The organism is Paenibacillus amylolyticus, from assembly GCF_001570725.1.
Classification (GTDB): Bacteria; Bacillota; Bacilli; order Paenibacillales; family Paenibacillaceae; genus Paenibacillus; species Paenibacillus amylolyticus_A.
In genome coordinates, this window is the sequence record NZ_BCNV01000002.1 from 15,110 (window position 1) to 28,445 (window position 13,336).

15 protein-coding genes and 1 other annotated feature are annotated in these 13,336 nt (G+C 46.0%); all 15 genes read left to right on the forward strand.

All coding sequences use genetic code 11. From position 1 onward, the window contains the following. Positions 1-243: 243 nt before the first annotated feature. Positions 244-903 carry a serine O-acetyltransferase gene (gene cysE / locus PAHA3_RS18015; protein WP_062836172.1) on the forward strand — a complete coding sequence of 220 codons (660 nt, stop codon included), beginning with the start codon at positions 244-246 and terminating at the stop codon, positions 901-903. A 42-nt stretch (positions 904-945) separates the two neighbouring features. Beyond that, positions 946-2,346 carry a cysteine--tRNA ligase gene (gene cysS, locus PAHA3_RS18020; RefSeq protein ID WP_062836201.1) on the forward strand — a complete coding sequence of 467 codons (1,401 nt, stop codon included), beginning with the start codon at positions 946-948 and terminating at the stop codon, positions 2,344-2,346. Then, positions 2,343-2,822, forward strand: a complete 480-nt coding sequence (locus tag PAHA3_RS18025; protein WP_062836173.1) for a Mini-ribonuclease 3 — start codon at positions 2,343-2,345, stop codon at positions 2,820-2,822. Before cysS ends, PAHA3_RS18025 begins: the two co-directional genes overlap by 4 nt. A 43-nt stretch (positions 2,823-2,865) precedes the next feature. Then, positions 2,866-3,612 carry a 23S rRNA (guanosine(2251)-2'-O)-methyltransferase RlmB gene (gene rlmB, locus PAHA3_RS18030; protein ID WP_017692057.1) on the forward strand — a complete coding sequence of 249 codons (747 nt, stop codon included), beginning with the start codon at positions 2,866-2,868 and terminating at the stop codon, positions 3,610-3,612. 5 nt (positions 3,613-3,617) lie between these two features. Next, positions 3,618-4,139 (forward strand): NYN domain-containing protein, encoded by a 522-nt coding sequence (locus PAHA3_RS18035; RefSeq protein ID WP_062836174.1) that lies wholly within the window; start codon positions 3,618-3,620, stop codon positions 4,137-4,139. 172 nt (positions 4,140-4,311) lie between these two features. Beyond that, entirely contained in the window at positions 4,312-4,956 is a 645-nt protein-coding gene (sigH, locus tag PAHA3_RS18040; protein WP_017692059.1) for an RNA polymerase sporulation sigma factor SigH, read from the forward strand. Between the two features lie 304 nt (positions 4,957-5,260). Continuing rightward, complete coding sequence (gene rpmG / locus PAHA3_RS29930) at positions 5,261-5,410, forward strand: 50S ribosomal protein L33 (RefSeq protein ID WP_072735843.1); 150 nt, start codon at positions 5,261-5,263, stop codon at positions 5,408-5,410. Between the two features lie 17 nt (positions 5,411-5,427). Next, complete coding sequence (gene secE / locus PAHA3_RS18045; RefSeq protein WP_017692060.1) at positions 5,428-5,619, forward strand: preprotein translocase subunit SecE; 192 nt, start codon at positions 5,428-5,430, stop codon at positions 5,617-5,619. A 21-nt stretch (positions 5,620-5,640) separates the two neighbouring features. Next, positions 5,641-6,174 carry a transcription termination/antitermination protein NusG gene (gene nusG / locus PAHA3_RS18050; RefSeq protein ID WP_024633599.1) on the forward strand — a complete coding sequence of 178 codons (534 nt, stop codon included), beginning with the start codon at positions 5,641-5,643 and terminating at the stop codon, positions 6,172-6,174. A 68-nt stretch (positions 6,175-6,242) separates the two neighbouring features. Next, complete coding sequence (gene rplK, locus PAHA3_RS18055; RefSeq protein WP_017692062.1) at positions 6,243-6,668, forward strand: 50S ribosomal protein L11; 426 nt, start codon at positions 6,243-6,245, stop codon at positions 6,666-6,668. Between the two features lie 94 nt (positions 6,669-6,762). Next, entirely contained in the window at positions 6,763-7,455 is a 693-nt protein-coding gene (gene rplA, locus PAHA3_RS18060; RefSeq protein ID WP_017692063.1) for a 50S ribosomal protein L1, read from the forward strand. Between the two features lie 68 nt (positions 7,456-7,523). Continuing rightward, positions 7,524-7,670 (forward strand) — a sequence feature (ribosomal protein L10 leader region). 24 nt (positions 7,671-7,694) lie between these two features. Next, entirely contained in the window at positions 7,695-8,198 is a 504-nt protein-coding gene (gene rplJ / locus PAHA3_RS18065) for a 50S ribosomal protein L10 (RefSeq protein ID WP_062836175.1), read from the forward strand. A 72-nt stretch (positions 8,199-8,270) separates the two neighbouring features. Next, positions 8,271-8,630, forward strand: coding sequence for a 50S ribosomal protein L7/L12 (gene rplL, locus PAHA3_RS18070; protein ID WP_062836176.1), 360 nt, complete (start codon positions 8,271-8,273; stop codon positions 8,628-8,630). A gap of 96 nt (positions 8,631-8,726) precedes the next feature. After that, positions 8,727-9,347 (forward strand): class I SAM-dependent methyltransferase, encoded by a 621-nt coding sequence (locus tag PAHA3_RS18075; protein ID WP_062836177.1) that lies wholly within the window; start codon positions 8,727-8,729, stop codon positions 9,345-9,347. A gap of 394 nt (positions 9,348-9,741) precedes the next feature. Further along, a complete protein-coding gene (gene rpoB, locus PAHA3_RS18080; RefSeq protein ID WP_062836178.1) occupies positions 9,742-13,287 on the forward strand; it encodes a DNA-directed RNA polymerase subunit beta in 3,546 nt (1,181 codons plus the stop codon). Positions 13,288-13,336 lie beyond the last annotated feature (49 nt).

The window sequence follows — 13,336 nt, forward strand, 5'->3', positions numbered from 1 at the left end:
CGCCTTTGTCATCTTGACATGGGAAAACGTTAGGATAGGTTGTGACGATTGGTTTCCGTTACCAAACCGCTTGAGGGCTCATTCTATTTGAGGATGAACCGAGCAGAGTGGGACCGCGATAAACGCCTCTGCAGCTAAATGCTGCAGGGGCGTTTTTTGTTTAGGCGAGTGTGCAGTACACTACCAAGGAACGCGCCGTCCGGTAAGCCGGAGGACGGGAACCTGAACAAGAGGGGAACGAGCATGTTCAAGAAGATCAGATCAGATATCCAGGTGGTGTTTGAAAACGACCCGGCGGCCAGAGGATGGTTTGAGGTGGTATTCACCTACTCAGGGCTGCATGCAATATGGGCACACCGGATCGCTCATTTTTTATACAAGCGAAGATGGTTCTCGGTTGCCCGGTTCATTTCGCAGGTTAGTCGTTTTATGACAGGAATTGAGATACACCCTGGAGCTACGATCGGAAATCGGTTGTTTATTGACCATGGAATGGGCGTCGTTATTGGAGAAACATGTGAGATTGGCGATGATGTCGTTATCTATCAGGGGGTTACCCTGGGCGGAACAGGGAAAGAAAAAGGGAAGAGACATCCGACCATTGGTAATAATGTGGTTATCTCATCCGGAGCCAAAGTGCTGGGTTCATTTAGCGTGGGGGATCAATGTAACATTGGTGCTAACTCCGTTGTACTTAAGGAAGTCCCTTCCAACAGTACCGTGGTAGGCATACCGGGTAGGATTGTTAAACAGGATGGTCGACGGGTAGATCGCCTCAGTCAACAGTTGCCCGATCCGGTCGTTGACTCCTTACGCAGTATGCAACAAGAACTCGAACGATTGCAGCAAGAGATACGTACACTGCAGAATGCCCGTGAAAATGAGACTGTGCGTGATACGTGATACAATAAATATAGGCAGTATAGGATGAAAGGATAAGTGACCATGACGCTTCAAATTTATAATACGATGAGTCGTACAAAAGAGGATTTTGTTCCCCAAGAGCCAGGGAAAGTAAAAATGTATGTGTGCGGACCAACGGTGTATGACTACATCCATATCGGGAATGCACGCCCGGTTATCTTTTTCGACACGGTTCGCGGGTACCTGGAACAGACAGGACATGAAGTGAACTATGTGGTGAACTTCACGGATGTCGACGACAAGCTGATCCGCAAAGCAGAACAACTTGGAACAGACGTACCTCATGTCGCAGAGAAGTTTATTGCGGCCTATTATGAAGACCTTGAAGGACTGGGTATTCCGAAGGCGAGCAGCAATCCGCGAGTTACAGAGAACATGCCGCTCATTATTGATTTTATCCGTGAGTTGGTTGAAAAGGGATTTGCATATGAAAATGGCGGTGACGTCTATTATCGTACAGGCAAATTCAGCGAATACGGTAAACTCTCGAAACAAAACCTGCAGGAGTTGCAATTCGGAATCCGTGTAGGCGTGGACGAGCGTAAAGAGCATCCCGAAGATTTCGTGCTCTGGAAGGCAGCTAAACCAGGTGAGATCTACTGGTCCAGTCCTTGGGGTGATGGTCGACCAGGATGGCATATTGAGTGCTCCGCCATGGCTAGGGAGTACCTTGGGGATACACTGGACATACACGGGGGCGGACAGGATCTGCAGTTCCCGCACCATGAGTGCGAATGCGCCCAATCCGAGGTATTAACAGGCAAACCGCTTGCCAACTACTGGATGCATAATGGCTTTATCCGAATCGATAACGAGAAAATGTCGAAATCGCTCGGCAATGGTGTTCTTGTAAAAGACTTGCGGAATCAATATAAACGCGAAGCGATTCGTTATTTCATGTTGTCTACCCACTATCGCAATCCATTGAACTTTACGGATGATACGATGGAGCAGGCGCAGAACAGTGTGGACCGGATTGCGAATGCTGTAGGTAACCTGAACCATCGTCTGAATGCGGTGACTGTAGATCAGGATATTTCAGCAGAGTTTGCAGCAAGACTCGACCAAATTCGTCAGCAGTATCACGAGAAGATGCAAGACGATTTCAATACACCTGATGCAATTACAGCAATGTTTGAGTGGGCAGGGGAAGCCAACCAACTGTTGCAGCAAGAAGTAGTCAATGCGGCTGACATTCGTGCGCTCCTTGAGTTGTTCAATGAACTGAATGCTGTGCTGCGCATCTATACTGACGCAGAGCCAGAACTTTTGGATGAAGAAGTAGAACGTCTGATTGAAGAACGCGTAGAAGCGCGCAAGTCCAAAAACTGGGCAAGAGCGGATGAAATCCGCGATGAATTGTCTGCACGTGGTATCTTGCTTGAGGATACGGCGCAGGGCATGAGATGGCGGCGCAAATGAGCGAAGGACATCCAAATACACCAAAACAACAGGAGCGGGTCACAGAGGGAGGATGGTTCCCGTATCCCCCTTCCAGACCTGCCAGGTTGATTCCTCCTATTGCACTGGCCTATATTGGTGATGCGGTATATGAAGTGGCTGTTCGTCAATATCTGTTGTCGAAGGCCAACATGCGTCCCAATCATTTGCACCGTAGTGCAACCGGATTGGTATCAGCGAAGGCACAGAGCCGCATACTTACAACGATTGAGGCTGAACTGACAGAAGAGGAACGGGATATTGTCCGGCAAGGGCGGAATGCCAAGTCGGGGAGTGTACCCAAAAATGCAGATGTGTTGGAGTACAGACATGCCACGGCTTTTGAATGTCTCATTGGTTACCTCTACAGTAGTGGTCATCATGATCGAATGATTGAACTGATCGGGCATGGCATTGAGCACGCGGAACAACAATCGCCATCACCGACAAAAAAATAGAAATTTCAACAAAACAACGCATTACAGAGAGGATCGAACAACGATGGAAGAAGAATGGATCGCCGGTAAACACTCCGTGACGGAGGCGCTGCGTTCAGGCCGGACCATTAATAAAATATGGATTGCCGATACAGCACAGAAACATCTGACTCAACCTATTATCTCGGAAGCTAAAAAACTCGGTATTGTCATTCAACACGTGGACAAGCGTAAGTTGGACCAAACAGTACCAGGCATTCAGCATCAAGGGGTAGTCGCACAAGCGGCACCTTATGCTTATGTAGAGGTAGAAGACATTCTTGCCGCAGCAAAAGCGAAGAATGAGCATCCTTTCCTGATCCTGTTGGATGAGATTGAAGATCCTCATAACCTGGGGTCCATTTTGCGGACAGCAGATTGCACGGGTGCGCATGGTGTCATTGTACCCAAACGTCGCTCGGCAGCGGTAACCGTGACAGTATCCAAAACGTCAGCAGGGGCCGTAGAGTATGTACCAGTGGCTCGTGTGAGTAATCTCGGCCAGACTATCGATCGCCTTAAAGAAGAAGGTGTGTGGGTTGTAGGGACAGATGTCACGGCTCATGAAGGTGTCTTTGGTAACGGAGTCTTCACTGGCCCTGTGGCATTGGTAATCGGCAATGAAAACAAGGGAATGGGACGACTCATTCGTGAGAAATGCGATGTACTGATCAAATTACCGATGCAAGGTCAGATTAATTCCCTGAATGCTTCCGTGGCAGCGGGTGTTGTCATGTATGAAGTGCTCCGCTCGCGTCAAGCGCAGGAATAGAAGGTATGGCTGATTCCCGTGATGTGCTTCTTGTAGACGGGTACAACATGATTGGTGACTGGCCGGAGTTAACCAGACTGGCTGAAAGTGGGCTCGAAGAGGCGCGTAACAGGCTTCTCTTTCGGCTCGCTGACTATCAGGCGTTCTCCGGCCGGCGGGTCATTGTTGTGTTTGACGCCTACCTCGTGCCTGGACTCGGTAAATCCTTTACACAGAGCAAAGTACAGATCTATTTTACAAAGGAAAAAGAGACGGCAGACGAATGCATTGAGAGACTCGTTCGGGAACTAAGCATGCGAAGACGCCAAATCTATGTGGCTACGAGCGACATGGTAGAGCAACATGTCATATTTGGGCAGGGAGCGCTACGCGTATCTGCAAGGGAATTGCTGATTGAAGTCGAGCAGAACGAAAAAGAATTAAAGAAACGACTGGAAGAAGATCAGGCGAAGACGACACGGAATACACTCGGGGGCAAGTTAAGTCCCGATGTATTGAAAGAGTTTGAGCGATGGCGGCGGGAATAACAGCACGCTTTTTACAATATTTAGAATATTGAAAGTCTTGACATTTATGTTATTGATGTTCTTTTTTAGGCAGAGCGTGGTTGACGGTGTGAGGTGCCATCATATATACTGATCGTATATTTCATAGAGTAGAGTAACGGGGTACCTTGCGTTGCAGCCGGAGGGATTGTCTGTGAGTGTCGACCTCAAAGATATCATGTTATCCAAGTATGATTACCAAAGTGACGAAGACATTGTCGAAGCTTTCCGTGAAGGCGAAAGCGAAGCGTTAGAGTTTTTGATTAACAAATATCGTAACTTTGTACGCGCCAAGGCAAGATCTTATTTTCTGATTGGGGCAGACCGGGAAGATATTATTCAAGAAGGAATGATTGGCCTCTACAAATCCATTCGAGATTTCAAAGGGGACAAGCTGGCTTCGTTCAAGGCTTTTGCCGAACTGTGTATTACAAGACAGATCATCACGGCGATTAAGACAGCAACACGTCAGAAGCATATTCCACTTAATTCTTATGTATCTCTGGACAAGCCTATTTATGACGAAGAGTCTGATCGTACGTTACTCGATGTGATTTGTGGAACCCAGGTCAGTGATCCGGAAGAGCTTATCATCAATCAGGAAGAGTTTGTGGGCCTGGAAGATAAAATGTCCGAGATTCTGAGTGATCTGGAACGTAAAGTATTGATGTTGTATCTGGACGGGAGATCTTATCAAGAGATTGCAGTAGATTTGGACAGACATGTGAAGTCCATTGATAATGCACTACAGCGCGTGAAGCGTAAGCTTGAAAAGTACCTGGAAGTTCGAGATAATTAAACACATGTTGTCGTTGACGGAAAAGGCTCGGTGTTTGAGTCTTTTTTTAGTGTCTCAAGTTTATAAAATCAAAGAATGTTTATACTAGTAATCGCTCGGTCCATGCAGGAGAAGAGAAAAACAGAGATGTGAAACGAGAGTACGTTGTACGGAAGTAATACCCAGTGAATGAAAGGCTATTCTTTCATTGACATGGTTATACCCTTGTGATAAAGTGTTTTAGGTAGGCCTAAATTTATGGCTTTTTTTCAGGATCAATTTAGAGACTCTGCTTGAATGTGGAAGTCTTCGGGAGGTGTACATCATGCGGGTAATTATTACTTTGGCTTGTACTAACTGCAAACAAAGAAATTACACTACGACAAAAAACAAGCGTAATCACCCCGACCGCATGGAGATGAAGAAATTTTGCAAGTTTTGTAACGAGCAGACTTCTCATCGCGAAACCAGATAGTTTTTGGAGGTGTCGGCGTGAAACGAAGTTTCAAATCTCTGATTTCCTTTTTCTCAGAAAGCTGGGCTGAACTTAAAAAAGTTCGCTGGCCTAATCGTAAAGAGCTGACCAACTACACATTGATCGTACTTGGTACTGTTGTGGTTATGACGCTGTTTTTTTGGGTCATTGACATTGGCATCTCCTTTGTGATCGAAGCGATTATTTAAGAAGGGTTCCGGTGGCTTGATATGGAAAAAAGATGGTACGTCGTTCATACCTATTCAGGGTATGAGAACAAGGTCAAAGCCAATTTGGAAAAACGCGTAGAGTCTATGGGCATGGAAGACAAGATATTCCGCGTTCTTGTTCCTATGGAAGAAGAAGTGGTAAACAAGGACGGTAAGAAAAAAACCGTTATGCGTAAAGTTTACCCTGGTTATGTCTTGGTGGAAATGGTACAGACGGATGATTCTTGGTATGTTGTTCGCAACACACCAGGTGTTACAGGATTTGTCGGTTCGACAGGTTCTGGGTCCAAACCAACTGCTTTGTTGCCTGAAGAAGTGGAACAAATTCTGAAGCACATGGGTATGGTTGAACCTAAGCCGAAAATTGAGTTCGATATTAAGGAATCCGTACGTATTAAAGTCGGTCCTTTTGCGAATTTCGTAGGCTCCGTGGAAGAAATTTTGGTAGACAAAAGCAAGTTGAAAGTGCACGTGAACATGTTTGGACGGGAAACGCCGCTTGAGTTGGAATACACGCAAGTGGAGAAGATATAGTCTCTTCAAGTTTCTTGTGGGAGGGTTGAAAAACCCGTTAACCACTATTTTGCAAGGAGGTGTCAATCATGGCGAAAAAAGTTATTAAAATGGTAAAACTGCAGATTCCAGCAGGTAAAGCAAACCCAGCACCACCAGTAGGTCCAGCTTTGGGTCAAGCAGGTGTCAACATCATGGCATTCTGTAAAGAATTCAACGCTCGTACAGCTGATCAAGCGGGATTGATTATTCCAGTTGAAATTTCTGTATTCGAGGACCGTTCCTTTACTTTCATCACTAAAACTCCACCAGCAGCAGTTCTGTTGAAAGTGGCAGCTAAAGTTGAAAAAGGATCCGGCGAACCGAACAAGAAAAAAGTTGCTACTGTTAAACGTGATGCGGTTCGTCAAATCGCAGAAACAAAAATGCCTGACCTGAATGCAGCAGACGTTGAGTCCGCTATGCGTATGGTCGAAGGTACTGCCCGCAGCATGGGTATCACCATCGAAGACTAATTTTCATAAGAAACATGGCTTCGTAAAACCGGTCGATTCGCGACCGGTTGATGTGGGAGGTATATCCGCTAACACCACAAAGGAGGAATAAAACATGGCTAAACACGGTAAAAAATACCTGGAAGCTGCTAAGCTGATTGACAGCGAAGCAACTTACGAGCCTTCAGAAGCTGTAGAGCTTGTGAAGAAGGCAGCTACTGCAAAATTCGATGAAACAATCGAAGCAGCAGTTCGTTTGGGCGTAGACCCTCGTAAGCAAGACCAGGCTGTACGTGGTGTTGTTGTCTTGCCACACGGCACAGGTAAAACACAACGCGTATTGGTATTTGCAAAAGGTGACAAAGCGAAAGAAGCGGAAGCGGCTGGCGCGGACTATGTTGGTGATGCAGACATGATCAACAAAATCCAACAAGGCTGGTTCGAATTCGACGTCTGCGTAGCGACACCAGATATGATGAGTGAAGTAGGTAAATTGGGCCGACTGCTCGGCGGTAAAGGTCTGATGCCTAACCCTAAAGCCGGAACGGTAACTTTCGATGTAACTAAGGCTGTTCAAGAAATTAAAGCCGGTAAAATCGAATATCGTCTGGATCGTGCAGGTCAAATTCATGCACCGATTGGTAAAGCTTCTTTCTCTTCTGAGCAACTCAATGAGAACTTTAAAGCTCTCATGGAAGCTCTGAATCGTGCTAAACCAGCGGCAGCAAAAGGTGTTTATCTGAAGAATGTTAGTCTTTCTTCCACGATGGGCCCTGGCGCACGCGTGAACGCAGCAGCTTTTAGATAATATCTCTTGACAGGCTTGTCCTGTTTTTGATAAGATATAAAAGTTGTGAGTCCGAGTGACTGACCGTTGACATTTGAATATGCTTGCCGTAGACAGTAGGTGCCATTTGGCTTAATTTCCTGCCGAGGTGTGATTATAGAACTTAGAACGATGCAAATCGATGATGAGTATATATCAAGCCTTCGTGATTCTACGGAGGCTTTTCTTAATGGGATAAATTTGATCAGGAGGTGTACAGATTGGCAAACGCAAAAGTGATTCAAGCAAAACAAGAGTCCGTTGATGCAGTAACAGCAAAATTGCGCGAGAGCGTTACAACTGTTGTTGTTGACTATCGCGGATTGAACGTTGCCCAAGTAACTGAGTTGCGTAAGCAACTTCGTGAAGCAGGGATCGAATTCCAAGTGCTGAAAAACTCGTTGCTTCGCCGTGCAGCTGCAGCAGCAGAACTGACAGAACTCGATAGTGTTCTTACAGGTCCTACTGCAATTGCATTCAGCGTAGATGACGTTGTGGCTCCAGCTAAAATTCTGAACGACTTCGCGAAAAAGAACGATGCACTGGAATTGAAAGGTGCAGTTGTAGAAGGTCGCGTAATCGGAGTACAGGAAGTTAAAGCATTGGCAGAACTGCCATCCCGCGATGGTCTCCTCTCCATGCTCCTCAGCGTGCTTCAAGCGCCAGTGCGCAACTTCGCGCTTGCGGTTAAAGCAGTTGCGGAAAAAGAAGAACAAGGCGCGTAAGCTACTTGATCTGAATGCTGCTTAGGTGGCAAATGAATTAAAAAAAATAATATTATATATGGAGGTTCACTCATGAGTAAAGAGCAAATCTTGGAAGCAATCAAAGGCATGACTGTACTGGAATTGAACGATCTTGTTAAAGCAATCGAAGAAGAATTCGGCGTAACTGCTGCAGCTCCAGTAGCTGCTGCAGGTGCAGTAGCTTCTGCTGAAGCTGAGCAATCCGAGTTCGACGTAATCTTGACTAACGCTGGTGCTTCCAAAATCAACGTTATCAAAGCAGTTCGCGAAATCACAGGTCTTGGCCTGAAAGAAGCAAAAGAACTGGTTGACAACGCTCCAAAAGCATTGAAAGAAAAAGTTGCTAAAGAAGAAGCAGAAGCGGTTAAAGCTAAGCTTGAAGAAGCTGGCGCTACAATCGAAGTTAAATAATTTAGCTTTTATAAGCTAGATGAACAAAACAACAAACCCCTTGACTTATATCAAGGGGTTTGTTGCTGTAATTGTAAATGGAAAGTGAGTGAGGGCATGTCCAATCATTATTATTCGGACAAACCGCAAGTAGCGCATGATCGCAGAGCAACTGAAGCGGTTCTTCGCGGATTCAGTCTGCGATTCGTGACGGACGCCGGTGTGTTTTCCAAAAATGGAATCGATTATGGCAGCAGAGTATTGATTGATGCGATAGAGTTGCCATCAGGGGCTCATGTTCTCGATGTGGGCTGTGGATACGGGCCAATGGGTCTTACAGCAGCCAAACTTGTACCGGATGGGCATGTCACCATGATCGATATCAACGAGAGAGCCGTTGAACTTTCCAGGGAAAATGCAAAAGCGAACGGAATTAACAATGTCACCGTATTACAAAGTAATCTACTGGCTGAAGTAAAAAAGCAAGATTTTGACGTTGTACTTACCAATCCGCCTATACGGGCTGGGAAAGAGACGGTTCATACTATTTTCGAACAGGCACATCGCCATCTGAAGGTAGGCGGTTCGTTGTGGATTGTCATTCAGAAGAAACAAGGGGCCCCGTCAGCAAAAGCAAAATTGGAATCTTTGTTTGGAAGAGTGGAAGAAGTGACGAAGGATAAAGGCTATCGGATTTTCAAAGCGGTGAAATTGGATGAGGTATCTACCAAAAGCTGAATCCGAGTTTGTAAAGTAAGCAGGGGAGCATTTTTTTTGCAATAGGACTATTGACTTGAAATTCAGGCCGTGGTATTATTGTAAAATGTCAGTATTAAGATGCCCTACTTGGCTTTAGCTAACTAAAAATGTCAACCTTTTTTTACGCCGAACGGGCTTATTATGCCTACGTTTGGCGTATAATATGTACATTTTGGGCAAACTGGGGATAAGAATGATTTGGAAAGACATCCGCCGATCAAAGTTGCTCTTTTTTCGAACGACATTTCGAGTAAGGGCTTTTCTTTATTTGTGGATGCATTGCTTTGCTCTGTATGTGTACCATTATAAGGTTACAAACAGAGGTTCGCAACGAAATTTTTAAAGTGAGTAGACATTGAGGGGTGAGTTTAAGTTGGCAGGACATCTTGTTCAATATGGTCGACGCACTCGGCGCAGTTATGCACGAATTAACGAGATACTCGAAGTTCCGAACCTGATTGAAATCCAACAAAAATCCTATGATTGGTTTTTGGAGGAAGGGTTGCGCGAAATGTTCCAGGATATCTCGCCGATCCAGGATTTTACAGGTAACTTGATTTTGGAATTTATCGATTACAGTCTCGGTGAACCGAAGTATACAGTAGACGACGCGAAAGAGCGTGACGTTACGTATGCAGCACCACTTCGGGTTAAAGTCCGGCTCATTAATAAGGAAACCGGCGAAGTCAAAGAGCAGGAAGTATTCATGGGAGATTTCCCGCTGATGACCAACACGGGCACATTTATTATTAATGGTGCGGAACGGGTTATTGTCAGCCAGTTGGTTCGCTCTCCTAGCGTTTACTTCAGTACCAAAGTAGATAAAAACGCCAAAAAAACGTATACCGCTACAGTTATTCCTAACCGCGGCGCTTGGTTGGAACTGGAGATGGACGCGAAGGATGTTGTTTACGTCCGGATCGACCGTACACGTAAAATACCGGTTACGGTTCTCCTGCGTTCACTTGGTTTTGGCACAGATGCTGAGATTCTGGATCTGCTCGGTAATGACGAATATATCCGCAACACACTGGACAAAGACAACACGGATTCAACGGAGAAAGCACTCATTGAAATCTATGAGCGTCTTCGTCCGGGCGAGCCGCCAACGCTTGATAATGCGAAAAGCTTGCTCGTAGCACGTTTCTTTGATCCAAAACGTTATGACCTGGCTAATGTAGGTCGTTACAAAATGAATAAAAAGCTTCACATCAAAAACCGTTTGTTTAACCAGCGTTTGGCTGAGTCACTTGTTGACGCTGAAACAGGCGAAATTATTGCTGAAGCAGGTCAAATGGTGGATCGTCGCTTGTTGGATGAAATCATGCCGTATCTTGAGAAGAGCGTTGGTTTCCGCACGTATCACGTGGGTAACGGCGTTTTGGATGCTAATGAAATCCCTATGCAAACGATTGATGTGTTCTCACCAACTGAAGACGGTAAAGTGGTCAAACTGATTGCCAATGCAAACATTGACAAGTCCGTTAAAAACGTGACTCCGGCGGATATCATTTCCTCCATCAGTTATTTCCTTAACCTTCTGCAGGGAATTGGTAGCACGGATGATATCGATCATCTGGGTAACCGTCGTTTGCGTTCGGTGGGTGAACTCCTGCAGAACCAGTTCCGTATCGGTTTGTCCCGTATGGAGCGTGTGGTTCGTGAGAGAATGTCCATTCAGGATGCTAACGTAATTACACCACAGGCATTGATCAACATACGTCCTGTTATTGCATCGATTAAAGAGTTCTTTGGTAGCTCTCAATTGTCACAGTTTATGGATCAAACGAACCCACTGGGTGAGTTGACACATAAACGTCGTTTGTCCGCACTCGGACCCGGTGGTTTGACGCGTGAGCGCGCAGGTATGGAAGTGCGTGACGTCCATCCATCCCACTATGGCCGGATGTGTCCAATCGAGACTCCAGAGGGACCAAACATCGGTTTGATCAACTCCTTGTCAACATTCGCCCGTGTAAATGAATATGGCTTCATTGAAGCTCCATATCGTTGGGTTGATCCGAAGACAGGTATTGTAACCGAACAAATTGATTACCTGACAGCGGATGAAGAGGACAACTATGTCATCGCACAAGCAAATGCGAAGTTGAACGAAGACGGTACATTTGAAGAAGAAGCGATCATTGTACGTTACAACAAACAGTCGGATAACATCCTTACGATGCCGAGTGAGCGAGTTGACTACATGGACGTATCTCCTAAACAGGTTGTATCCGTCGCTACAGCGCTGATCCCGTTCCTTGAGAACGATGACTCCAACCGTGCACTCATGGGATCAAACATGCAGCGGCAGGCGGTTCCACTCTTGATTCCTAAAGCGCCACTTGTAGGAACAGGTATGGAGCACAAAGCTGCAAAAGATTCTGGTGTATGTATTGTCTCCGATTATGACGGAATTATTGAACGTTCTTCTGCGAACGAGATTTGGCTACGTCGTGTTGAAGAAGTGGACGGTCAGGAAGTTAAAGGCGATATCGTTAAATATAAATTACACAAATTTATGCGTTCGAACCAAGGAACATGCATTAACCAGCGTCCGATTGTCAAAAGAGGTGCCGCTGTCAAAGCTGGCGATATCCTCGCTGATGGTCCTTCAACGGAAATGGGTGAATTGGCTCTGGGACGTAACGTCGTTGTTGCCTTCATGACTTGGGAAGGTTACAACTACGAGGATGCGATCTTGCTCAGTGAAAAACTTGTTAAGGAAGATGTATACACATCCATCCATATCGAGGAATATGAGTCAGAAGCACGTGATACTAAGCTCGGACCTGAAGAGATCACACGTGACATCCCTAACGTTGGGGAAGAAGCGTTGCGTAACTTGGATGAGCGCGGTATTATCCGCATCGGTGCTGAGATTAGCGCTGGCGACATTCTCGTTGGTAAAGTAACACCTAAAGGTGTGACAGAGCTGACTGCAGAAGAACGTCTCCTGCATGCGATCTTCGGTGAGAAAGCACGTGAAGTACGTGATACTTCCTTGCGTGTACCACATGGTACTGACGGTATCGTAGTAGACGTGAAAGTATTTACCCGTGAAAACGGTGATGAGCTGCCTCCAGGTGTTAACCAACTCGTTCGTGTATATATCGCTCAAAAACGGAAAATTTCCGAGGGTGATAAAATGGCCGGACGTCACGGTAACAAAGGGGTCGTGGCCCGCATCTTGCCGGAAGAAGATATGCCTTTCCTGCCAGACGGTACACCGGTTCAGATCGTTCTTAACCCACTGGGCGTACCTTCCCGGATGAATATCGGTCAAGTACTTGAGGTTCACTTGGGTATGGCGGCGATGCAACTGGGTATTCACGTAGCAACTCCTGTATTCGACGGAGCGAAGGAGTATGACGTCTTCGATACGATGGAAGAAGCAGGAATGCAACGTAATGGTAAAACCGTCCTGTATGATGGTCGTACAGGTGAAGAGTTTGAACGTGAAGTTACCGTAGGTGTCATGCACATGATCAAATTGGCACACATGGTTGATGATAAAATCCATGCCCGTTCCACGGGTCCTTACTCACTTGTTACGCAACAGCCATTGGGTGGTAAAGCCCAATTCGGTGGACAGCGTTTCGGGGAGATGGAAGTATGGGCGCTTGAGGCATACGGTGCTGCTTATACACTGCAAGAAATCTTGACTGTTAAGTCCGATGATGTTGTTGGTCGGGTTAAAACGTATGAATCCATCGTCAAAGGCGAGAATGTTCCGGAACCAGGCGTTCCTGAATCATTCAAAGTATTGATCAAAGAGCTGCAAAGCTTGGGTATGGACGTTAAGATTTTGAGTGAAGATGAGCAAGAGATTGAAATGAGAGAAATGGACGATGAAGATGACGCTGCGAGCGATAAGCTCAGCCTCAACCTTGAGGGTACAGAGGTCGGAGCGGAATAAACCGCTTCGAGCGCATGATGACCGGCGTTTTTCATCAGGCTCGCGTCTT

Coding starts and splice junctions, on each gene's coding strand:
- cysE (WP_062836172.1), top strand. CDS start 244: ATGTTCAAGAAGATCAGATCAGATATCCAGGTGGTGTTTGAAAACGAC.
- cysS (WP_062836201.1), top strand. CDS start 946: ATGACGCTTCAAATTTATAATACGATGAGTCGTACAAAAGAGGATTTT.
- PAHA3_RS18025 (WP_062836173.1), top strand. CDS start 2,343: ATGAGCGAAGGACATCCAAATACACCAAAACAACAGGAGCGGGTCACA.
- rlmB (WP_017692057.1), top strand. CDS start 2,866: ATGGAAGAAGAATGGATCGCCGGTAAACACTCCGTGACGGAGGCGCTG.
- PAHA3_RS18035 (WP_062836174.1), top strand. CDS start 3,618: ATGGCTGATTCCCGTGATGTGCTTCTTGTAGACGGGTACAACATGATT.
- rpmG (WP_072735843.1), top strand. CDS start 5,261: ATGCGGGTAATTATTACTTTGGCTTGTACTAACTGCAAACAAAGAAAT.
- nusG (WP_024633599.1), top strand. CDS start 5,641: ATGGAAAAAAGATGGTACGTCGTTCATACCTATTCAGGGTATGAGAAC.
- rplK (WP_017692062.1), top strand. CDS start 6,243: ATGGCGAAAAAAGTTATTAAAATGGTAAAACTGCAGATTCCAGCAGGT.
- rplA (WP_017692063.1), top strand. CDS start 6,763: ATGGCTAAACACGGTAAAAAATACCTGGAAGCTGCTAAGCTGATTGAC.
- rplL (WP_062836176.1), top strand. CDS start 8,271: ATGAGTAAAGAGCAAATCTTGGAAGCAATCAAAGGCATGACTGTACTG.
- PAHA3_RS18075 (WP_062836177.1), top strand. CDS start 8,727: ATGTCCAATCATTATTATTCGGACAAACCGCAAGTAGCGCATGATCGC.